Origin of the sequence: Streptococcus mitis (assembly GCF_901542415.1) — a bacterium.
GTDB lineage: Bacteria > Bacillota > Bacilli > Lactobacillales > Streptococcaceae > Streptococcus > Streptococcus mitis_BL.
In genome coordinates this window covers 286,731-306,651 of the sequence record NZ_CABEHV010000004.1, presented here as the reverse complement: position 1 = coordinate 306,651, position 19,921 = coordinate 286,731, and the positions used below count along the sequence as shown (strand labels likewise).

Sequence of the window (19,921 nt, the reverse complement as noted above, 5' to 3'; positions counted from 1 at the left end):
AGACGCCTTCAGCGTCAAGACGATGATTATCTTTTTCACACAGTTCTTAGGGCGTGTTCACTTCCGCGAACAATGTATCTTCTCCTTTCTATTCGTCGCCTCACAGGGCGACATTAAATAAGATACAAAGGACGAATAGAAAGCGATTGAATTTTAGGAAACCAAGGAAGGATTGACAATCCCAGTTGGTTTATCTAAATTCCGAGCTTTCCGTCCGTGTTCAGTTACATAAATTCTCCGACGAGCTTTTACTCGTTCTTAGTTTGATTGTTTAAAAGCTTCCATCATCTCTATAAACTCATCAAATAGGTAGCTAGCGTCGTGTGGACCAGGGGCCGCATCTGGATGGTATTGGACAGAGAAAGCAGGTTGGTATCTGTGACGCACGCCTTCAACTGACTTGTCATTGATTTCTTCGTGGGTGATAATCAAGTGTTCTGGCAAATCCTCACGGCTAACTGCATAACCATGGTTTTGACTTGTAAAATCCACACGTCCTGTAGCAATTTCGCGTACCGCATGGTTGAATCCACGGTGTCCAAATTTCATCTTGTAGGTCTTAGCACCATTTGCCATTGCAAAGAGTTGATGCCCCATACAAATACCAAAGATTGGAATTTTTCCTTGCACACCGCGAATCATGTCAAGTGCTTGGGGAACGTCTTCTGGGTTACCTGGCCCATTTGACAACATAACTCCGTCAGGATTAAGATGAAGAATTTCTTCTGCCGTTGTCGTGTATGGAACCACGGTCACATTACAGTTGCGCTTCGAAAGTTCACGTAGGATTGAGTGCTTGAGGCCAAAGTCCACTAACACCACGCTCAAACCAACTCCTGGAGCTGGATAGGATGTTTTAGTAGAAACCTGCTTAATATTGTCTGTCGGCAATACCGTTGCCTGGAGCTGGTCAGTCACATGATCCATGCTATCTCCAACATGGGTCAGAGTTGCACGCATAGTACCATGCTTACGGATAATCTTGGTAAGGGCACGCGTATCAATCCCTGAAATACCAGGAATTTTCTTGGCTTTCAAAAATTCATCCAAGGTCATTTGATTGCGCCAGTTGCTTGCTCTACGTGCTTCTTCGAAAACAACAACCCCCTTACAAGTAGGAATAATGGATTCATAGTCATCACGGTTAATTCCGTAATTTCCTACCAATGGATAGGTAAAGGTCAAGATTTGCCCATTATAAGACTGGTCTGTAATGGATTCTTGGTATCCGGTCATGCCTGTATTAAAGACGATTTCGCCTGTTACATCAATATCTGCTCCGAAGGCCTTGCCTTCAAAAACTGTTCCATCTTCTAATACTAGAAGTCTTTTTGTCATTTTTTCACCTCTCGTGGACGCTCACTGGCGTCTTTTAACGTCTTGTGTTTTAGTTGGCGTTTCTACTCGCCAGTACGGATTCTAAGATTGCCATTCGAACAAAGACACCATTGGTCATTTGTTGGACAATCCGTGATTTTGGTGCTTCAACCAAGTGATCTGCGATTTCTACATCACGATTGACTGGAGCTGGGTGCATAAGGATTGCTGTTTCTTTCAAACGGTCATAACGTTCTTGAGTCAGGCCATGTTGGGCATGGTAGTCTTCTTTTGAAAATACAGCTCCACTATCATGGCGTTCATGTTGCACACGGAGAAACATCATGACATCCACCTGATCAATGATTTCATCAATGGTTACAAACTGTCCATAGTCTGCAAACTCTTGACTTCTCCATTCCTCAGGTCCAGCAAAGTAAAGTTCAGCTCCCAAGCGTTTCAAAATCTGCATATTGGATTTGGCAACGCGTGAGTGGTCCAAGTCACCTGCAATAGCAACCTTGAGCCCCTCAAAGTGACCAAATTCCTCATAAATGGTCATCAAATCAAGCAAGCTCTGGCTAGGATGTTGTCCCGAACCATCTCCACCATTGATGATGGAAGTCGTAATCGTCGGACTAGCAATCAACTCTCTGTAGTAGTCGACCTCTGGGTGGCGAATCACACAGACATCCACTCCTAAGGCAGACAGAGTCAAGATAGTATCATAAAGTGTTTCACCCTTATTGACCGAGCTGGTCTTCACATCAAAGTCAAGTCGTTCCAGCCCCAGTTTAATCTCTGCCACTTCAAAGGACTTATGCGTCCGTGTAGAATCCTCAAAGAAAAGATTGGAAACAATCGGATGGTCTTCATAGGGAAGCTGAGCTCCGTTTTTAAACTCAATTCCTCGCTTGATCAATTTCATGACTTGATCGACAGTGAGGTCTTCCATGGACACCACATGGTTCAATGCTTGTTGATTTTCTGACATGGCTACTCCTTTAGCTTTCTAAGCTTCTTCAGTAATCAGAACTCTGTCTTTGCCATCAAGTTCTGCCATCTCTACGATGATTTCTTCAGAACGACTGGTTGGGATATTTTTTCCAACGTAATCTGGACGGATTGGCAATTCTCTATGTCCACGATCGACTAGAACTGCTAAACTCACGCGCGCAGGACGACCATGACCTACAATATTATCAATAGCAGCGCGAATGGTACGACCCGTATAAAGCACATCATCCACCAAGATAACTTCACGGCCTGTCACATCAACAGAAATCAAAGAAGTATCTTCTCCGCTTTTAACGTCATCACGGAAAGGTTTGGTATCCAATTCCACAACTGGAACTGAAAGATTTTCTAGTTGCTCCAAACGTTCTTGGATACGGTGGGCGATAAAGACACCACGAGTTTTAATACCAGCTAAGACGATTTTATTCAAATCTTTGTTGCGCTCGATAATCTCATAAGTAATACGCGTAATCGCTCGTTTGACGGTCAATTCGTCTACAACTTCTTTTGTCTTCATGACAAACCTCCAAAAAGAAAAGTCTCCTTAAACAAGGAGACTTGAAATGTATAGCTAAGCTAGCCCTACTGGAAACAGTATAGACTTCACCCTTCTACTTAATCGTTCTCCTTGCCTGCCTCACGGGACAGGTTTAAAGGAATATTTAGTTATCAAATACTATAGCACAAAGCATGCTTAAAATCAAGCAAAAACTTTCGATGTTCCATCTTACAAATTGCTAAAATCATATAATTGTGGGTACTGGTCACACTCTGGATTTTTAGGATGACAAATGGCTCTTCCAAAATAAATCATAGCCTGATGAGCTGCTAACCACTGCTCAGGCGGCAAGATATCCATAACCCTCTTTTCCACCTCAAGCGGTGTAGCAGATTTCTTGACAATATCATGATGCTTGCAGATACGCTCAACATGAGTGTCCACTGCAAAGGCTGGAATCCCAAAGCCTACACTCATGACAACATTGGCTGTCTTGCGACCAACACCTGACAAACTCTCCAATTCCTCTCGTGTTTGAGGGACTTGACCATCGAAATCGTCTAGTAACTGTTGGGCACATTTTTTTAGAAATTTAGCCTTATTTCGATACAGTCCTAGGCGAGAAATGTGTGAGGCAATTTCACTTTCTGTTGCAACAGACATGGCTTGTGGCGTTGGAAAGGCAGCAAAGAGACCTGGTGTGGCCTTATTTACCGCTGCATCCGTTGTCTGAGCTGACAACATGACCGCAACCAAGAGTTCAAAATGATTAGTGAAATCAAGACTGGGCTTGGCATCTGGAAAAAGAGCAATGATTTCTTCTAGCACCTTTCGTGCTCGTTTTTTTGACAAGACCATTATTCGTCTCCATCAAATAGTCCTTGTAAGCCAGCAAAAGGACTGTTTTCTTCTTTTTTGACTGCTTGTTGAGCTTGGTATTCTTCCTCTGTCATGATTTGCCAGTCATTTCCTGAAACAAATCCTTGACCAGCTTCTTCTTCAGCCGTCAAGACCTTGATAGGAATGTTTAGTAGGATATTGTCTGATACGCTCTCAGCAAGATCAAGTTCCCCATTTTCGATAGGCAAAACCAAATCATCGTCTAAAACTTCCTGATCTAGTTGGTTGGTTGCGCCTTCCATGAAAACTTCTGTGACTGGATAAGACTCAGCCAACTCAACTGGCTCCATACTGCGGCTGGAAGCAAGAACAATGGTATATGACAACTGATAGTCTAAAAAATACATCCGGTCTTCGTACTGTACTTTCCCAACTGCAAGGATATCTTTTACATCTAAAATTTCTTGATTGCGTGCACGCAGGTCTGCGGCTAGGTCTAACGTTTGTTCAAAATGCAAGCCTTCAGACTGCTTACGAATTTCTTGAATATTTAATTTCATACTTCCTCCATAAAGATTTACTCTCTTGATTATACCATGAAAAGGCTACAAATCAGCACAGCAAACTTTATAATTGAAATTCAATTTTTTAACATATTCACTATGACATTTTTGTTTTTTAGTGCTATACTATAGGCAATAATACATCCGAGCAAGGAGGATGTTCACATGGAAGATAAATAACTCATTACTAATGCAACCCAACTCTTATCCGAGTTAAATAAAAGTTTCCAAAGCTGCAAACAGGGTACTGCAGATGATACTCGACTACAAGAGCTGCTAAACACTACTATAAAAGAGCTCAAAAAAGCGGAAAAGTTGAACAACAGTATCTTAATTGACCTTGAGAAATTTTACCAACGTACCAGTCTTCTGATAGGCCTCGGTAGCCTAAAACTGAACGACCAAGCACGTACCGCTTGGCGCAACTATGACAAGTTCCATTACGATCATGTCAAACACGTACTAACTCTTTATGGACCTGTTTTTGGATTCTAGAGATTAGAATTGTCGGTTTTCTGTTGACAAAATATCCTGAAAGGTATAGGATAGAGGTACTAATACTCGGAGGTAAGGGAGACATGAACAACTAAGTCTATCAAGTAAAGAAACTTTATTTAGTAGATCTTGTTTTTGTCTCTTTTTGTGTACTCTTTTTATACTAGGTTTCTAGTATCTTGTCCTCATTGAAAATAAAAAAACTAGAAAGCTATGCTCCTCTTGGGTTGGGGTAGGCAGCTCCAAGCTAGTTTGACGAGTTTTTCAACGAGGATAATAGAGTTTCGACAGTGACTTTGGGCTCTACTAGATAAAGTAGAGCTTTTTGTTATGCACTATCGACATTCTAGAAAGGGCAACAATATGATAAAAATCAATCACCTGACCATCACGCAAAACAAAGATCTACGAGATCTTGTATCTGACCTAACCATCACTATCCAAGACGGGGAAAAGGTTGCTATTATTGGTGAAGAAGGAAATGGCAAATCAACCTTACTTAAAATTGTAATGGGAGAAGCTTTGTATGATTTCACTATAAAGGGAGACGTCCAGTCTGACTATCAGTCACTGGCCTATATTCCTCAAAAAGTCCCCGAGGAGCTGAAAAAACAATCTCTACACGACTACTTCTTTTTAGATTCTATTGATTTAGACTACAGTATCCTTTATCGCTTAGCTGAAGAGTTGCATTTTGATAGTGATCGTTTCGCAAGCGACCAAGAGATCGGGAGCCTCTCCGGTGGCGAAGCTTTGAAAATTCAGCTCATCCATGAGTTAGCCAAACCCTTTGAGATTTTATTTTTAGATGAACCTTCAAATGACCTAGACCTTGAGACGGTTGATTGGCTAAAAGGTCAGATTCGAAAGATTCAGCAAACCGTTATTTTCATTTCCCATGATGAAGACTTTCTTTCTGAAACGGCTGATACCATTGTCCACTTGCGACTGGTCAAGCACCGGAAAGAAGCAGAAACGCTAGTAGAGCATTTAGACTATGATCGCTATAGTGAGCAGAGAAAGGCTAATTTTGTCAGACAAAGCCAGCAAGCTGCTAACGACCAAAGAGCCTACGATAAAACCATGGAAAAACATCGGCGAGTCAAGCAAAATGTAGAAACTACGCTTCGAGCTACCAAAGACAGTACTGCCGGTCGCCTATTGGCTAAAAAGATGAAAAATGTCCTCTCTCAAGAAAAACGCTTTGAAAAGACAGCTCAGTCCATGACCCAAAAGCCACTTGAAGAGGAAGAAATCAGACTTTTCTTCTCAGACATACAACCATTACCGGCCTCTAAAGTCTTAATCCAACTGGAAAAGGAAAACTTGGCCATTGACGACCGTGTTTTGGCTCAGGAACTACAACTAACTGTCCATGGCCAAGAAAAAATCGGTATCATAGGTCCAAATGGTGTTGGAAAATCGACTCTGCTAGCCAAGTTTCAACAACTGCTTAGCGCCAAAAGAGAAATTTCGCTTGGTATTATGCCACAAGATTATCACAAAAAACTACAATTGGAGCTATCTCCAGTAGACTATCTAAGTAAAACTGGGGAAAAAGAGGAACTTCAGAAAATCCAATCTCATCTAGCTAGTCTCAATTTCAGTTATCCGGAAATGCAGCATCAAATTTGCTCCTTATCTGGCGGGCAACAGGGTAAACTCCTGCTTTTGGATTTAGTCTTGCGCAAACCAAACTTTCTCCTGCTGGATGAACCTACACGAAACTTTTCTCCCACTTCTCAACCCCAAATCAGAAAACTCTTTGCTACGTATCCAGGCGGTCTCATCACTGTTTCGCATGACCGTCGTTTCTTAAAAGAGGTCTGTTCAATCATCTATCGCTTAACAGAACACGGTCTGGAGGTAGTTAATTTAGAAGATTTATAAATTTGCAACATAGCAAAAATCCAGAGACAACCTCTGGATTCTTTTTTACATATGTTTTAAACGTTCAATCCGTTCTGAGATAGGTGGGTGGGTATAAAAGAGTTTTTGGAACCCTCCCCCTTTCTTGGGATCATTGATATAAAGTGCACTGCTGGCATCATCGACAGGACGACTCATCGGTTTACTATTATCCAACTTACATAGAGCATTAATCATCCCTTGAGGATTACGAGTCAACTCGACACTGGAAGCATCAGCAAGGAATTCCCTCTGACGAGAAATAGCTAGTTGTACCAAGGTGGCAGCAAGAGGTGCCAGCACAATAGCTAGTAGAGAAACTACGAGCATAATGATTTCTAAGCCATTTCCATCTCGGTCATCATCACTTCGTCTTCGACCTGCTCCACCCCACCACATCATACGACCGGCCATACTAGAAAGCATGGTGATAGCACTAGCAAGGGCAACAGCAATAGTCGAAATACGGATATCGTAATTACGAATATGACTGACTTCATGTCCCATAACAGCTTCTAGTTCTTCACGATTCATGATAGCTAGGAGACCTGACGTCGCAGCAACCGCTGCGTTTTGAGGGTTAGAACCTGTCGCAAAGGCATTTAAGGCTGGATCATCAATGATGAAAACACGAGGCATAGGAATCTGAGCCACCATAGCCATATCTTCCACTACATGGTAGAGGTCTGGTGCCGTTTGTTCATCCACCTCACGCGCTCCATTCATGGACATGACGATCTCTGTCGATTGAAAAATCATGGACAAGGCATAGATAAAGCCGATAATCAGTGCGATAACCAATCCACCAATCCCAGATCGCATAAAGAGGTAACCAACCGCATAGCCAACAAGAGCTAAGAGTAGGAAAAATACCAGCAACAAAATCCACGTTTTTCGTTTATTGCTTGCAATTTGATCAAACAACATCTTAGTCACCTAAACCGCTAAAATCAACTTTAGGTACTACCTTTTCCTCATCTGGAGTTTGAAGGAAATCTGCTGCTTTAAATCCAAACATCCCAGCGATAATATTGCTTGGGAAAGTTTCTAATTTTACATTGTAGTTGCTGACAACACTGTTGTAGAGTTGACGAGAGTAAGAAATTTTATTTTCTGTATTTGTCAACTCCTCTTGCAATTTAACAAAGTTTGCACTAGCTTTCAAATCTGGATAGCTTTCTGCAACTGCAAAAATACCTGAAACCTGACGAGTAAGTGCATCACTAGCTTTCATAGCTTCTGCTGGTGAAGTCGCTGCCGCAACTTGGTTACGTAGTTCTGCCACCTTTTCAAGGGTAGAACCTTCATATTTGGCATAACCTTTTACAGTCTCAATCAAGTTTGGCAAGAGGTCATTTCGACGTTTCAACTGAACATCAATCTGACTCCAAGCCTCCTTTGTTTGCATACGATTCTTAACCAAACCGTTATAGCTAACAATCACAAAAATAACAACAAGAGCGATAACTCCAAGAATAATCCAAGTCATTATATAAGTCCTTTCTGCTTTTAGATTAGTACCAGTATATCAAATTTTTAATGATTGTGGTAAAATAAGATGATACTAAAGAAGGAAAAAACTATGAAACCAGAAACATTTTACAACTTGCTTGCCGAGCAGAACCTTCCACTTTCGGACCAGCAAAAAAAACAATTTGAACGCTATTTTGAGCTCTTGGTCGAGTGGAATGAAAAGATTAATTTAACAGCCATTACGGACAAGGAAGAAGTTTATCTCAAACATTTTTACGATTCGATTGCACCTATTCTGCAAGGCTTGATTCCCAATGAAACTATCAAATTGCTTGATATTGGAGCTGGGGCAGGATTTCCTAGTCTACCAATGAAAATCCTCTATCCTCAGTTAGGTGTGACCATCATTGATTCTCTCAACAAGCGCATCAACTTCCTCCAACTTTTGGCTCAAGAACTGGATTTGGACGGTGTTCATTTCTACCATGGACGTGCAGAAGACTTGGCCCAAGACAAAAACTTCCGTGCTCAGTATGATTTTGTAACGGCTCGTGCGGTTGCCCGTATGCAAGTCCTATCTGAATTAACTATTCCCTACCTTAAAGTTGGCGGAAAACTATTGGCACTCAAGGCTAGCAATGCTCCTGAGGAATTATTAGAAGCTAAGAATGCCCTCAACCTCCTTTTTAGTAAAGTAGAAGACAATCTCAGCTACGCCCTACCAAATGGAGATCCACGTTACATCACAGTGGTAGAAAAGAAAAAAGAAACACCAAATAAATATCCAAGAAAGGCTGGCATGCCCAACAAACGCCCGCTTTAAATTTTTTAGTAAAAAATGTTTACAAAGTTCGGAATTTCTGCTATACTATCACAAGCAAAGGTTTTTAATGTCATCCCGTGAGGTGACGAAGACGCAGAAATACTTGAAACTCTTTAAAGTCTAGATTTTAGAGAAGTCTTACTCTGAGGGCCTATTGCTGTAAAATAATGGGCTCTTTTTTGATGCCCAAAAGTGAGGTTTATATGAAACAAGAATCAACTGTTGATTTGTTACTAGACGTTGACCAACGTCCTTCAGCTGGAAAAGGAATTCTCCTTAGCTTCCAACACGTTTTCGCCATGTTTGGTGCGACCATCTTGGTACCCTTGATTTTGGGAATGCCTGTATCTGTTGCCCTTTTTGCTTCAGGTGTTGGAACACTCATCTACATGATCTCAACTGGTTTTAGAGTTCCAGTTTATCTAGGGTCATCATTCGCCTTTATCACAGCTATGTCCCTAGCTATGAAGGAACTAGGAGGGGATGTATCAGCTGCACAAACAGGGGTTATCCTTACAGGTTTTATCTATGTCCTTGTGGCTGCAAGTGTTCGTTTTGCGGGTACAAAATGGATTGATAAACTCTTGCCACCAATCATCATCGGTCCTATGATCATCGTTATCGGTCTTGGGCTTGCAGGTTCAGCTGTTACTAACGCTGGTCTTGTAGCGGATGGAAATTGGAAAAATGCTCTTGTAGCCGTTGTTACTTTCTTGATTGCTGCCTTTATCAATACAAAGGGAAAAGGCTTCCTACGAATCATTCCATTCCTCTTTGCCATTATCGGTGGTTACCTCTTCGCACTAACCCTTGGCTTGGTTGACTTTACACCAGTTCTTAAAGCTAACTGGTTTGAAATCCCTGGTTTCTACTTGCCATTTAGCACAGGTGGTGCCTTTAAAGAATACAATCTTTACTTTGGTCCAGAAACCATCGCTATCTTGCCAATCGCTATCGTAACAATTTCTGAACATATTGGAGACCATACTGTTTTGGGTCAAATCTGTGGCCGTCAATTCTTGAAAGAACCAGGTCTTCACCGTACTCTTCTTGGTGACGGTATCGCAACTTCAGTTTCTGCCTTCCTTGGTGGACCAGCCAATACAACTTATGGAGAAAACACAGGGGTTATCGGTATGACTCGTATCGCTTCTGTCTCAGTTATCCGTAACGCTGCCTTTATCGCGATTGCCCTTAGCTTCCTTGGTAAATTCACTGCCTTGATTTCAACTATTCCAAACGCTGTACTTGGTGGTATGTCAATCCTTCTCTATGGGGTTATCGCCAGCAACGGTTTGAAAGTCTTGATTAAAGAACGTGTTGACTTCAGTCAAATGCGTAACCTAATCATCGCAAGTGCTATGTTGGTACTTGGACTTGGAGGAGCTATCCTTAAAATTGGTCCAGTTACCCTTTCAGGTACTGCCCTATCAGCCATGACAGGAATTATTTTGAACTTAATCTTGCCATACGAAAATAAAGACTAAAAGTCTAAACATATCAAAAAACGAGCATTTCCAATTACGGAAGTGCTCATTTTTCTTCTTTCTAAAAAAGGAAAGCTCTGCGGCCTTCCTTTGTCTTACTTACGTTTCTTCTTCGCTTTTTTCATTTTGTTAGCCATACGTTTCATAGACTGTTTCATGGCAAATTCACCGATTTTACCTTTGAGTCCTCCACCAAACATCTGGCTCATATCTGGCATTCCTGCCCCTCCGAGAGCTGACAAGTCAGGCATCCCACCTTGTCCCATCATTCCTTCAAGGGCAGACATATCCATTCCTCCCATATTTGGCATATTTTTAGGAAGGTTGTTTGGATTGATCCCCATTTGCTTCATCATTTTGTTCATATCCCCAGACATGACACCCTGCATGAGCTGTTTAGCCTGGTTAAAGTCTTTGATGAATTTATTGACTTCTACAAAAGTATTTCCAGAACCTGCGGCAATACGACGGCGACGGCTTGGATTTAACAAATCTGGGTTTTCACGTTCTTCAGGTGTCATGGAAGACACAATGGCACGTTTACGAGCAATCTGACGCTCATCTACCTTCATGTTTTGAAGGGCTGGGTTGTTAGCCATACCTGGAATCATCTTGAGCAAGTCTTCCATTGGCCCCATGTTTTGTACCTGATCCAACTGATCAATGAAATCATTGAAATCAAAGGTGTTTTCACGCATCTTCTCAGCCATTTCAAGGGCTTTTTGCTCATCGTATTCCTGAGAAGCTTTCTCAATCAGAGTGAGCATATCCCCCATGCCAAGGATACGGCTAGACATGCGGTCTGGGTGGAAGGTTTCAATGTCCGTAATCTTTTCACCTGTACCAGTAAACTTGATTGGTTTTCCAGTAATGTGACGAACAGATAGAGCAGCACCACCACGAGTGTCCCCATCAATCTTAGTAAGGATAACCCCAGTCACTTCCAACTGAGCATTAAACTCACGCGCAACATTGGCAGCTTCTTGACCAATCATGGCATCAACGACGAGCAGAATTTCGTTTGGTTGAGCCAATGCTTTCACGTCACGAAGCTCATTCATCAAAAGCTCATCAATCTGCAAACGACCTGCCGTATCAATCAAGACATAGTCATTATGATTGGCTTGGGCTTGTTCCAAACCTTGACGAACAATCTCAACAGCTGGTACTTCCGTTCCAAGTGCAAATACAGGAACATCAATCTGTTGTCCAAGCGTCTTCAACTGATCAATGGCCGCAGGACGGTAAATATCCGCTGCAATCATCAAAGGACGTGCATTTTCTTCCTTCTTGAGTTTGTTAGCCAATTTACCTGCAAAGGTTGTTTTACCAGCCCCCTGCAAACCAACCATCATGATGATGGTAGGAATCTTTGGTGACTTGATAATCTCAGCCGTATCAGAACCCAAAACAGCCGTCAATTCCTCATCAACGATTTTAATAATTTGTTGCGCAGGATTTAGGGTATCAATGACCTCATGCCCGACTGCACGCTCACGAACTTTCTTGATAAAGTCCTTTACAACAGGCAAGGCAACGTCGGCCTCAAGCAAGGCCAAGCGAATTTCTTTGGTTGCCTCTTGGACATCAGCTTCAGAGATTTTTCCTTTTTTACGTAGATTTTTAAAGACGTTCTGCAAACGTTCTGTTAAACTTTCAAATGCCATTTTTCTTCCTCTTATTCTCTATTATCAATGCTTGTTAAAATTTCTATCTGCTCCTGCAGAAAGTCATCCTTGGGATAGCGCTCCAAAATCTGGTCAAAAATCTGACTGCGGACAATGTAGTCCGAGTACATGTGCAATTTCATCTCATAATCTTCCAGAATCTTTTCCGTCCGCTTGATATTATCATAGACAGCCTGACGACTGACACCGAACTCCTCGGCAATTTCAGCAAGGCTGTAATCATCAGCGTAGTAGAGCTCGATATAATTCATTTGCTTATCTGTCAAAAGCGCCGCATAAAATTCAAAGAGCGCATTCATACGATTGGTTTTTTCAATTTCCATAACTTTTATTATACCAAAAATTAGCCTAATCTACCACATTAGCAGGCTAATCCGAGAAGATAGCTAGCAAAAATTTGAAAAAAACAAGAGACTAGCACCAAGTAATTTCCAATTGATAGCTGGCAAAGGGATGTCCCTCTTGATTTTGTAGTTGATAATCTAGTTCAATCTTTTGCCCATCAACTTGATAATGGCTCGTTTGGATGATAAACTCCTGCATGCCCATAGGTGTGGGAATATAGGCTAAACTATCACTATCCTTTAAAAATCGCATAATGGTCTTGGGATTAGAAAATCGGCTCATCACCAGTTCTTGACCATGAAATTTAATAACCACTTTTTCCTTTTCCTCATTATAGAAAAGCAGGTAGCTATAATCTCCTTTTTCATGCACTTCCACATCATAGAGTTGGTCAATCACTTCCAACTGCTCATCAAACTGAATCCTATTTCGCATCCGAATCTTCACATCAAGTCCTCTTTCTTGTCTCTTGTCCTACTATTTTACCAAAAAGAGCAGGATTTTGCTATAATGGTCATATGAACGAAAAAGTATTCCGTGACCCAGTTCACAACTACATCCATGTCAATAATCAAATCATCTATGACTTGATTAATACAAAAGAATTTCAGCGTTTGCGTCGAATCAAGCAACTGGGAACTTCCAGTTATACCTTCCACGGTGGAGAACACAGTCGCTTCTCTCACTGTCTAGGAGTCTATGAAATTGCACGACGTATCACAGAGATTTTTGTAGAAAAATATCCTGAAGAATGGAATCCTGCCGAGTCTCTCTTGACCATGACCGCTGCTCTCCTACATGACCTTGGACATGGTGCCTACTCCCATACTTTTGAAAATCTCTTTGATACAGACCACGAAGCTATTACTCAGGAGATTATCCAAAGTCCTGAAACGGAGATTCACCAAGTTCTTCTACAAGTGGCGCCAGATTTTCCAGAAAAGGTAGCCAGTGTCATCGACCATACCTATCCTAACAAGCAGGTCGTGCAACTCATTTCTAGTCAGATTGATGCAGACCGCATGGACTATCTCTTGCGCGACTCCTATTTTACAGGAGCATCCTATGGGGAATTTGACCTAACTCGCATACTCCGAGTCATTCGTCCTGTCGAAAATGGTATTGCCTTTCAACGCAATGGCATGCACGCCATCGAAGACTATGTCCTCAGTCGCTATCAGATGTATATGCAGGTTTATTTCCACCCTGCAACACGCGCTATGGAAGTTCTCCTACAGAATCTCCTCAAGCGCGCCAAGGAACTCTATCCTAAGGACAAGGATTTCTTTGCACGAACTTCTCCACATCTCCTGCCTTTCTTCGAAAAAAATGTAACTTTATCTGACTATCTGGCTCTGGATGATGGTGTGATGAACACCTACTTCCAGCTCTGGATGACCAGTCCTGACAAGATTCTCGCAGACTTGTCGCAACGCTTTGTCAACCGCAAGGTCTTTAAATCCATTACTTTTTCACAAGAAGACCAAGACAAACTCGCTAGCATGAGAAAATTGGTTGAAGACATCGGCTTTGATCCCGACTACTATACTGCCATTCATAAGAACTTTGACCTCCCTTATGATATCTATCGTCCCGAATCTGAAAATCCACGGACACAGATTGAGATTTTACAAAAAAATGGAGAACTGGCCGAACTCTCTAGCCTGTCTCCTATCGTCCAATCCCTTGCTGGCAGTCGTCACGGAGATAATCGCTTTTATTTTCCAAAAGAAATGTTGGACCAAAACAGTATCTTCGCAAGCATTACCCAGCAATTTTTACACTTGATTGAGAACGATCATTTTACCCCAAATAAAAACTAGAAGAGGAAATTTATGAGTATTAAACTAATCGCCGTCGATATCGACGGAACCCTAGTTAACAGCCAAAAGGAAATCACTCCTGAAGTCTTTTCTGCCATCCAAGATGCCAAAGAAGCTGGTGTCAAAGTCGTCATTGCAACTGGTCGCCCTATCGCAGGTGTTGCCAAACTTCTGGACGACTTGCAGTTGAGAGACGAGGGTGACTATGTTGTGACCTTCAATGGTGCCCTTGTCCAAGAAACTGCTACAGGACATGAGATTATCAGCGAATCCTTGACCTATGAGGATTATCTTGATATAGAATTTCTCAGTCGTAAGCTCGGTGTCCACATGCACGCTATTACCAAGGACGGCATCTACACAGCCAATCGCAATATCGGAAAATACACTGTGCACGAATCAACCCTCGTCAGCATGCCGATTTTCTACCGCACTCCTGAAGAAATGGCTGACAAAGAAATTGTCAAATGTATGTTCATCGATGAACCAGAAATCCTCGATGCTGCGATTGAAAAGATACCAGCCGAATTTTACGAGCGCTACTCCATCAACAAATCTGCTCCTTTCTACCTCGAACTCCTTAAAAAGAATGTAGACAAGGGTTCAGCTATTACCCACTTAGCTGAAAAACTCGGATTGACCAAAGATGAAACAATGGCTATTGGTGACGAAGAAAATGACCGTGCCATGCTGGAAGTCGTTGGTAACCCTGTTGTCATGGAAAATGGAAATCCAGAAATCAAAAAAATCGCCAAATACATCACTAAAACAAATGACGAATCCGGTGTTGCCCATGCCATCCGTACATGGGTACTGTAAAAGTATCATTTTTCAATAAGAATTGATTAGCAATAAAATCCAATGAATTTTTTTAGCAAACTATTTAATTTAAAACAAAATAATCATAATAGAGACACAAATTCTGATTGTAACAATTTTTACCTAAACAAATTAGAGTGCGGCCTTACTCCTGGGCAACTCATACTCATAGATTGGACTCAAAAAACAGGGAGAAATTATAATTTCCCAAGATATTTTAAATACTCTCTTCAAATTGACCCTGAATCTACACACAATCAATTATACAAATTAGGATACTTCACTAAAAATAAGACTTTATCATATCTTAAAGTAGTAGAATTAAAAACTATATTATCTAAACATAATTTACCTACTTCTGGAAAAAAAGCAGAATTAATTACAAGAATAATTAATAATATCAACGTTGACAAATTAGATATTCCGTTCGAATTTAAACTAACAAAAGAAGCACAAAATCTTATTATCGAACATAGAGACTATATCAAAGCATACTATGATAAAGACATAACTATGGAAGATTATTGTAAAGAAAAAAATAATATCTCTTTTAAAGCAACTTTTGGTGATATAAAATGGAGTCTCTTAAATAAACAAGCTCATAGGAATACTGTATCAGGAGATTTTGGATGTTTATCTAACACACGAAAGGCTCAAGGAAGACATTTGGAACAAGAAGGTAATATTAAACATTCTTTAATATATTACATAGAATCTTTGATAATTACTAGTTCAGGATTAGAAAACAATTTTTCAGCCACTGATTATCCAGTATATTATCCCGATTCGATACCTGACTACTCACTAAAACATATTCAAACATTAATGGAATCATTATCTGATGACGATTATGATTTTGCTTTTGATGAAGCATTATTTCGCTTCTCAATTTTGAATGCAAATCATTTTTTATCTAAAGAAGATATTGACTATTTAAGAGTTAATTTACCTTGTTCTACTGCTGAAGAAATAAACAATTACTTAAAGAAATATGAATGTTATAGTCCTTCAAATAATTTAGAACTTGACGATGTTGAATAAATTAATTATACAAACATTTATATACTCGATATAGTCTCAATTTTATCTGATGATTGCCCAAATTTTTCAATAATAAAACGCATAATATTATGGAGACAAATCCCCTATATTATGCGTTCTTTTAATATCAAAGACTTTTTGACAAACTTCTTTGATGTCTAATTACATGCCCCCTGCCGGAATCGAACCAGCAACTACTCCTTAGGAGGGAGTTGTTATATCCATTGAACTAAGGGAGCTAGATAAAAACTCTGCTGAAAAAGCAGAGTTTTTTAGTCGAATTAACGACGGATTTCTTTGATACGAGCTGCCTTACCTTGAAGAGCACGCAAGTAGTACAATTTCGCACGACGTACTTTACCGTAACGAACAACTTCGATTTTTTCAACACGTGGAGTGTGGATTGGGAAGATACGCTCAACACCTACACCGTTAGAGATTTTACGAACTGTGTAGTTTTCTGAGATACCAGCACCTTTACGTGCGATAACAACACCTTCAAAAATCTGGATACGTTCACGGTTACCTTCGACAACTTTCGCGTGTACACGAACAGTGTCACCAGGACGGAATGATGGGATATCTGTACGAAGTTGACCTTCAGTCAAGCTTTGGATTAATGGATTCATTTTATTCTCCTATCTTTGTCAATCTTGAGGAAACTTCCTCAGCGGATAAACTGTATTTTTGTGCGTCCATTACACACAAAATACAGTTTACCAAATTTCCACAAAAAAGTAAAGAAATTTATAGCAGAATTCCTAAAAAAATCGCAATCAAACCACCTAGGTAGGTCAAAGTCAGGTAAGAATAAAATACCTTCTTATCACTTAGCAGTCTTTGCAGTTCATCATTCAAGGTAGAAAAAGTTGTTAAACCTCCACAAAATCCTGTTGCTAAAATAGCATAGACTTCCTTAGATTCCACATGATTGTAGAATAATCCAATTAAAAAACAACCCAAAAGATTGGCTATTAGCGTTCCGAGGGGCAATTTAGAAGCTTGATTATATCGGGAAAAGAAATAGCGCACTAAAGCTCCGAAGCCACAAGCAATTGCAAGATAGACGATTACCATTTCTTCCTCCCCAAATAGTAAGCCAAGAGCAAGCCTCCACCGATGCTCAAAAGCAAATACAGGGCTAAACTAAGATAACGCCCTGTATCCAGTAATTTTACAGCATCAAGCATTAGACTGGAAAAGGTTGTCAAACCTCCACAAAAACCTGTACCCAGTGCTAAAATAACACCTTTACTTGTCCCCTTATAGACTAGATATCCCTTGACAAGGTAAATCAAGCAGAAAATTCCTAGATAGTTAACAAGAAGGGTGCCCCAAGGAAAGTCAGGACTGGCTGGTAACCAAGTGGAAACTAGGTAGCGAACCAATCCGCCCACCATGGCAGCTAGAAAAATTCCTAGCGGATAAAATTGTTCTTTTTTCATTTGATATTTTGATCCTGATAATCACGCGAACGTTTGAGTATGTCCGTAAATGTTGCGACAATGGTCTCCTGATAGCGCTTGTCTTCTACACGATTTCTGACCTTTTCAAAAATAACTGCTTCTCTCTTGGTATCTAAAATCGGTTTACCTGATGCTTTCTTATAAGCAACTACACCCTCAACCAAATGCATTCGTTCTTCTAACAGTTTGACAATTTGGTTGTCGATTTGATCAATCTCTTGCCGAATACTCTCTAAATCCATAGTGTCTCCTCCTTTATTTGAATTATTGTATCAAAAAGCCACCAAATAGGCTAGTAAAATCCCAAGTCACGGTAAGAAAAATGCACTGATTGATTGCATCAGCGCACGTTTATGCTTATCCTACTTTAGCAGCCAATTCTTCTGCGAATTGTTCCAAGCGTTCAATATCTTCCTCCTCGGCAGAAAGATCAACTTTAACACACTCTGAACCTTTTTCTGCTCCTGTCGCTACAAAAACGCGGTCAAAGTCATCGACAGCCTTACAGAATTCATCGTAGAAGGTATCTCCTGAGCCGACCACTCCGTAGATTTTACCATTCAAGTTGAGGTCTGCTAGGTCTTCGTAGAAGTCCATCATTTCATCTGGCAATTCTCCATCACCATAAGTATAGGTCGCAACGATAGCAATGTCTGCTTCCAAGAAGTCTGAAGCGTCAACAGTTGTACATTCATCAACATCAACATCCAAGCCCAAGTCACGTAATTTGTCTGCTACAATATCTGCAATTTCTTCGGTATTACCGGTCATACTGGCAAATACAATTTTTGCTAATGTCATATCGTCCTCCTCAATTTATCTTTCTCCATTATATCACATCTTTTTCATTTTAAAAATAAAAATTCTTGTGCTACAATGAAATGAGAAAGAATTGAGGTTATTTATGGAAATTTGCCATCAAATTTTAGAAAAAATTAAAGAATACGACACCATTATCATTCACCGTCATATGAAACCAGACCCTGATGCCTTGGGAAGTCAAGTGGGCTTGAAAGCCTTGCTAGAATATCATTTCCCTGAAAAAACCATCAAAGCCGTTGGTTATGATGAACCAACTCTTACTTGGATGGCTGAGATGGATCTTGTTGAAGATAGTGTCTACCAAGGGGCACTTGTCATCGTCTGTGATACGGCGAATACTGCTCGAATCGATGATAAGCGCTATAGTCAAGGTGATTTTCTCATTAAGATTGACCACCATCCAAATGATGATGTATACGGTGACTTGTCTTGGGTCGATACTAGTTCAAGTAGCGCTAGTGAGATGATTACCCTATTTGCCCAAACAACTCAACTGGCCTTGTCAGATCGTGCTGCTGAGTTGCTCTTTGCAGGAATTGTTGGTGATACAGGTCGCTTCCTTTATCCTTCTACAACTGCACGGACTCTTCGACTGGCCGCTTATTTGAGAGAACATAACTTTGACTTTGCGGCCCTCACCCGCAAAATGGACACTATGAGTTACAAAATTGCTAAACTGCAAGGCTACATCTACGACCATCTGGAAGTGGATGAAAATGGTGTAGCTCGCGTTATCCTGAGTCAAGAAGTCTTGAAACAATTCAATGTAACCGATGCTGAAACTGCAGCCATTGTCGGTGCACCTGGACGCATTGACAGTGTGAGTCTCTGGGGAATTTTTGTGGAGCAGGCTGACGGCCACTACCGTGTCCGCTTACGCAGTAAAATTCATCCTATCAATGAAATTGCCAAGGAACATGATGGTGGAGGTCACCCTCTAGCAAGCGGTGCTAATTCCTACAGTCTTGAAGAAAACGAAATCATCTACCAAAAGTTAAAAAACTTGCTTAAAAACTGATAAAATACTTGCCAAACTTTTCAGAATCTGATAGACTAGTATGGTAACAATCTATGGCTCGCAAAGAGACCATGGCAGAAAGGAAATATTGCAAAATGAAAAAAGATATCCATCCAGAATATCGCCCAGTTGTCTTCATGGACACAACTACTGGTTACCAATTCCTTAGCGGTTCAACAAAACGCTCTAACGAAACAGTTGAGTTCGAAGGCGAAACTTACCCATTGATCCGTGTGGAAATTTCATCAGACTCACACCCATTCTACACTGGACGTCAAAAGTTCACTCAAGCAGATGGACGCGTGGATCGTTTCAACAAAAAATACGGTCTCAAATAATGATAAAAAGACAGCTTCGGCTGTTCTTTTTTGTTTCTTCAAATCAACTGCTATTTTTATGTTCTAGACTCATACTCTTAGAAAATCTCTTCGGTAATTTAATGTTAGGGGATTTATACTAACAATAGACTTTTAGCCT

24 protein-coding genes and 1 tRNA gene are annotated in these 19,921 nt (G+C 40.7%); 9 read left to right on the top strand and 16 right to left on the bottom strand.

Annotated elements, in window-relative coordinates; all coding sequences use genetic code 11:
- Positions 1–258: 258 nt before the first annotated feature.
- From FQT24_RS01790 to FQT24_RS01770, 5 genes are all read right to left on the bottom strand, one after another.
- Positions 259–1,338 carry a carbamoyl phosphate synthase small subunit gene (locus tag FQT24_RS01790; protein ID WP_050278219.1) on the bottom strand — a complete coding sequence of 360 codons (1,080 nt, stop codon included), beginning with the start codon at positions 1,336–1,338 and terminating at the stop codon, positions 259–261.
- Between the two features lie 49 nt (positions 1,339–1,387).
- A complete protein-coding gene (locus tag FQT24_RS01785) occupies positions 1,388–2,311 on the bottom strand; it encodes an aspartate carbamoyltransferase catalytic subunit (RefSeq protein ID WP_004260121.1) in 924 nt (307 codons plus the stop codon).
- 18 nt (positions 2,312–2,329) lie between these two features.
- Positions 2,330–2,851, bottom strand: coding sequence for a bifunctional pyr operon transcriptional regulator/uracil phosphoribosyltransferase PyrR (pyrR, locus tag FQT24_RS01780; RefSeq protein ID WP_143952004.1), 522 nt, complete (start codon positions 2,849–2,851; stop codon positions 2,330–2,332).
- Positions 2,852–3,061: 210 nt separating this feature from the next.
- Entirely contained in the window at positions 3,062–3,691 is a 630-nt protein-coding gene (gene nth / locus FQT24_RS01775) for an endonuclease III (protein WP_000244445.1), read from the bottom strand.
- Positions 3,691–4,233 (bottom strand): YceD family protein, encoded by a 543-nt coding sequence (locus FQT24_RS01770; RefSeq protein ID WP_000773209.1) that lies wholly within the window; start codon positions 4,231–4,233, stop codon positions 3,691–3,693. Before FQT24_RS01770 ends, nth begins: the two co-directional genes overlap by 1 nt.
- Positions 4,234–4,419: 186 nt before the next feature.
- On the opposite strand from FQT24_RS01770, the gene FQT24_RS01765 reads away from it, so the two are divergent.
- Both FQT24_RS01765 and FQT24_RS01760 read left to right on the top strand, forming a co-directional pair.
- Positions 4,420–4,731, top strand: a complete 312-nt coding sequence (locus FQT24_RS01765) for a helicase BlpT (protein WP_223339921.1) — start codon at positions 4,420–4,422, stop codon at positions 4,729–4,731.
- A gap of 330 nt (positions 4,732–5,061) precedes the next feature.
- Positions 5,062–6,621 (top strand): ATP-binding cassette domain-containing protein, encoded by a 1,560-nt coding sequence (locus tag FQT24_RS01760; RefSeq protein ID WP_143952003.1) that lies wholly within the window; start codon positions 5,062–5,064, stop codon positions 6,619–6,621.
- 45 nt (positions 6,622–6,666) lie between these two features.
- On the opposite strand, the gene htpX is transcribed toward FQT24_RS01760, so the two are convergent.
- Both htpX and FQT24_RS01750 read right to left on the bottom strand, forming a co-directional pair.
- On the bottom strand, positions 6,667–7,566 hold the full coding sequence (gene htpX, locus FQT24_RS01755) for a zinc metalloprotease HtpX (protein WP_143952002.1): 900 nt from the start codon (positions 7,564–7,566) through the stop codon (positions 6,667–6,669).
- Between the two features lies 1 nt (position 7,567).
- Complete coding sequence (locus FQT24_RS01750; RefSeq protein WP_125443150.1) at positions 7,568–8,128, bottom strand: LemA family protein; 561 nt, start codon at positions 8,126–8,128, stop codon at positions 7,568–7,570.
- Positions 8,129–8,221: 93 nt separating this feature from the next.
- Here FQT24_RS01750 and rsmG point away from each other — a divergent pair, with 93 nt between their 5' ends.
- Together rsmG and FQT24_RS01740 are read left to right on the top strand one after the other, a co-directional pair.
- Positions 8,222–8,935, top strand: a complete 714-nt coding sequence (gene rsmG, locus FQT24_RS01745; protein WP_143952001.1) for a 16S rRNA (guanine(527)-N(7))-methyltransferase RsmG — start codon at positions 8,222–8,224, stop codon at positions 8,933–8,935.
- A 203-nt stretch (positions 8,936–9,138) separates the two neighbouring features.
- Entirely contained in the window at positions 9,139–10,422 is a 1,284-nt protein-coding gene (locus tag FQT24_RS01740; RefSeq protein WP_185952531.1) for a uracil-xanthine permease family protein, read from the top strand.
- Between the two features lie 95 nt (positions 10,423–10,517).
- Here FQT24_RS01740 and ffh read toward each other — a convergent pair whose 3' ends face one another.
- The 3 genes from ffh to FQT24_RS01725 form a co-directional block, all read right to left on the bottom strand.
- Positions 10,518–12,089: a signal recognition particle protein gene (gene ffh / locus FQT24_RS01735; protein WP_000863612.1), complete on the bottom strand. Its 1,572-nt coding sequence runs from the start codon at positions 12,087–12,089 to the stop codon at positions 10,518–10,520.
- Positions 12,090–12,100: 11 nt separating this feature from the next.
- Positions 12,101–12,433 carry a putative DNA-binding protein gene (locus FQT24_RS01730; RefSeq protein WP_000402066.1) on the bottom strand — a complete coding sequence of 111 codons (333 nt, stop codon included), beginning with the start codon at positions 12,431–12,433 and terminating at the stop codon, positions 12,101–12,103.
- 91 nt (positions 12,434–12,524) lie between these two features.
- Positions 12,525–12,902, bottom strand: a complete 378-nt coding sequence (locus tag FQT24_RS01725; RefSeq protein WP_143951999.1) for a YwiB family protein — start codon at positions 12,900–12,902, stop codon at positions 12,525–12,527.
- Positions 12,903–12,973: 71 nt separating this feature from the next.
- Between FQT24_RS01725 and FQT24_RS01720 the strand changes: the two genes are divergently transcribed.
- Genes FQT24_RS01720 through FQT24_RS01710 form a run of 3 tightly spaced genes read left to right on the top strand, consistent with a single transcriptional unit; the run spans position 12,974 to position 16,138 of the window.
- Positions 12,974–14,278 carry an HD domain-containing protein gene (locus FQT24_RS01720; protein WP_143951998.1) on the top strand — a complete coding sequence of 435 codons (1,305 nt, stop codon included), beginning with the start codon at positions 12,974–12,976 and terminating at the stop codon, positions 14,276–14,278.
- A 12-nt stretch (positions 14,279–14,290) separates the two neighbouring features.
- Complete coding sequence (gene yidA, locus FQT24_RS01715) at positions 14,291–15,097, top strand: sugar-phosphatase (protein WP_143951997.1); 807 nt, start codon at positions 14,291–14,293, stop codon at positions 15,095–15,097.
- A gap of 42 nt (positions 15,098–15,139) precedes the next feature.
- The gene (locus FQT24_RS01710; protein WP_143951996.1) at positions 15,140–16,138 is read left to right on the top strand and encodes an SAP domain-containing protein; all 999 of its coding nucleotides are present in this window, start codon (positions 15,140–15,142) and stop codon (positions 16,136–16,138) included.
- Positions 16,139–16,305: 167 nt separating this feature from the next.
- Here FQT24_RS01710 and FQT24_RS01705 read toward each other — a convergent pair.
- The 6 genes from FQT24_RS01705 to FQT24_RS01680 form a co-directional block, all read right to left on the bottom strand.
- Positions 16,306–16,377: transfer RNA gene (locus FQT24_RS01705), tRNA-Arg, on the bottom strand.
- A 42-nt stretch (positions 16,378–16,419) separates the two neighbouring features.
- Entirely contained in the window at positions 16,420–16,767 is a 348-nt protein-coding gene (rplS, locus tag FQT24_RS01700) for a 50S ribosomal protein L19 (RefSeq protein WP_001068669.1), read from the bottom strand.
- A gap of 118 nt (positions 16,768–16,885) precedes the next feature.
- A complete protein-coding gene (crcB, locus tag FQT24_RS01695) occupies positions 16,886–17,215 on the bottom strand; it encodes a fluoride efflux transporter CrcB (protein ID WP_143951995.1) in 330 nt (109 codons plus the stop codon).
- The gene (gene crcB, locus FQT24_RS01690) at positions 17,209–17,583 is read right to left on the bottom strand and encodes a fluoride efflux transporter CrcB (RefSeq protein WP_143951994.1); all 375 of its coding nucleotides are present in this window, start codon (positions 17,581–17,583) and stop codon (positions 17,209–17,211) included. Before crcB (FQT24_RS01690) ends, crcB (FQT24_RS01695) begins: the two co-directional genes overlap by 7 nt.
- Positions 17,580–17,846 (bottom strand): chorismate mutase, encoded by a 267-nt coding sequence (locus tag FQT24_RS01685; protein ID WP_143951993.1) that lies wholly within the window; start codon positions 17,844–17,846, stop codon positions 17,580–17,582. The genes crcB (FQT24_RS01690) and FQT24_RS01685 overlap by 4 nt, the downstream gene beginning before the upstream one ends.
- Positions 17,847–17,961: 115 nt before the next feature.
- A complete protein-coding gene (locus FQT24_RS01680) occupies positions 17,962–18,405 on the bottom strand; it encodes a flavodoxin (RefSeq protein WP_143951992.1) in 444 nt (147 codons plus the stop codon).
- Between the two features lie 103 nt (positions 18,406–18,508).
- On the opposite strand from FQT24_RS01680, the gene FQT24_RS01675 reads away from it, so the two are divergent.
- On the top strand, positions 18,509–19,444 hold the full coding sequence (locus FQT24_RS01675; protein ID WP_143951991.1) for a DHH family phosphoesterase: 936 nt from the start codon (positions 18,509–18,511) through the stop codon (positions 19,442–19,444).
- Between the two features lie 95 nt (positions 19,445–19,539).
- Positions 19,540–19,782 (top strand): type B 50S ribosomal protein L31, encoded by a 243-nt coding sequence (locus FQT24_RS01670; RefSeq protein ID WP_000710764.1) that lies wholly within the window; start codon positions 19,540–19,542, stop codon positions 19,780–19,782.
- Positions 19,783–19,921 lie beyond the last annotated feature (139 nt).

What these genes read in the sequence shown, in the direction of transcription:
- FQT24_RS01790 (WP_050278219.1), bottom strand. Translation starts at nt 1,338, where the DNA reads ATGACAAAAAGACTTCTAGTATTAGAAGATGGAACAGTTTTTGAAGGC.
- FQT24_RS01685 (WP_143951993.1), bottom strand. Translation starts at nt 17,846, where the DNA reads ATGGATTTAGAGAGTATTCGGCAAGAGATTGATCAAATCGACAACCAA.
- FQT24_RS01675 (WP_143951991.1), top strand. Translation starts at nt 18,509, where the DNA reads ATGGAAATTTGCCATCAAATTTTAGAAAAAATTAAAGAATACGACACC.
- FQT24_RS01670 (WP_000710764.1), top strand. Translation starts at nt 19,540, where the DNA reads ATGAAAAAAGATATCCATCCAGAATATCGCCCAGTTGTCTTCATGGAC.
- rplS (WP_001068669.1), bottom strand. Translation starts at nt 16,767, where the DNA reads ATGAATCCATTAATCCAAAGCTTGACTGAAGGTCAACTTCGTACAGAT.
- crcB (WP_143951994.1), bottom strand. Translation starts at nt 17,583, where the DNA reads ATGAAAAAAGAACAATTTTATCCGCTAGGAATTTTTCTAGCTGCCATG.
- FQT24_RS01720 (WP_143951998.1), top strand. Translation starts at nt 12,974, where the DNA reads ATGAACGAAAAAGTATTCCGTGACCCAGTTCACAACTACATCCATGTC.
- pyrR (WP_143952004.1), bottom strand. Translation starts at nt 2,851, where the DNA reads ATGAAGACAAAAGAAGTTGTAGACGAATTGACCGTCAAACGAGCGATT.
- FQT24_RS01760 (WP_143952003.1), top strand. Translation starts at nt 5,062, where the DNA reads ATGCACTATCGACATTCTAGAAAGGGCAACAATATGATAAAAATCAAT.
- FQT24_RS01785 (WP_004260121.1), bottom strand. Translation starts at nt 2,311, where the DNA reads ATGTCAGAAAATCAACAAGCATTGAACCATGTGGTGTCCATGGAAGAC.
- htpX (WP_143952002.1), bottom strand. Translation starts at nt 7,566, where the DNA reads ATGTTGTTTGATCAAATTGCAAGCAATAAACGAAAAACGTGGATTTTG.
- nth (WP_000244445.1), bottom strand. Translation starts at nt 3,691, where the DNA reads ATGGTCTTGTCAAAAAAACGAGCACGAAAGGTGCTAGAAGAAATCATT.
- FQT24_RS01710 (WP_143951996.1), top strand. Translation starts at nt 15,140, where the DNA reads ATGAATTTTTTTAGCAAACTATTTAATTTAAAACAAAATAATCATAAT.
- crcB (WP_143951995.1), bottom strand. Translation starts at nt 17,215, where the DNA reads ATGGTAATCGTCTATCTTGCAATTGCTTGTGGCTTCGGAGCTTTAGTG.
- FQT24_RS01750 (WP_125443150.1), bottom strand. Translation starts at nt 8,128, where the DNA reads ATGACTTGGATTATTCTTGGAGTTATCGCTCTTGTTGTTATTTTTGTG.
- FQT24_RS01730 (WP_000402066.1), bottom strand. Translation starts at nt 12,433, where the DNA reads ATGGAAATTGAAAAAACCAATCGTATGAATGCGCTCTTTGAATTTTAT.
- ffh (WP_000863612.1), bottom strand. Translation starts at nt 12,089, where the DNA reads ATGGCATTTGAAAGTTTAACAGAACGTTTGCAGAACGTCTTTAAAAAT.
- rsmG (WP_143952001.1), top strand. Translation starts at nt 8,222, where the DNA reads ATGAAACCAGAAACATTTTACAACTTGCTTGCCGAGCAGAACCTTCCA.
- FQT24_RS01740 (WP_185952531.1), top strand. Translation starts at nt 9,139, where the DNA reads ATGAAACAAGAATCAACTGTTGATTTGTTACTAGACGTTGACCAACGT.
- FQT24_RS01680 (WP_143951992.1), bottom strand. Translation starts at nt 18,405, where the DNA reads ATGACATTAGCAAAAATTGTATTTGCCAGTATGACCGGTAATACCGAA.
- FQT24_RS01770 (WP_000773209.1), bottom strand. Translation starts at nt 4,233, where the DNA reads ATGAAATTAAATATTCAAGAAATTCGTAAGCAGTCTGAAGGCTTGCAT.
- yidA (WP_143951997.1), top strand. Translation starts at nt 14,291, where the DNA reads ATGAGTATTAAACTAATCGCCGTCGATATCGACGGAACCCTAGTTAAC.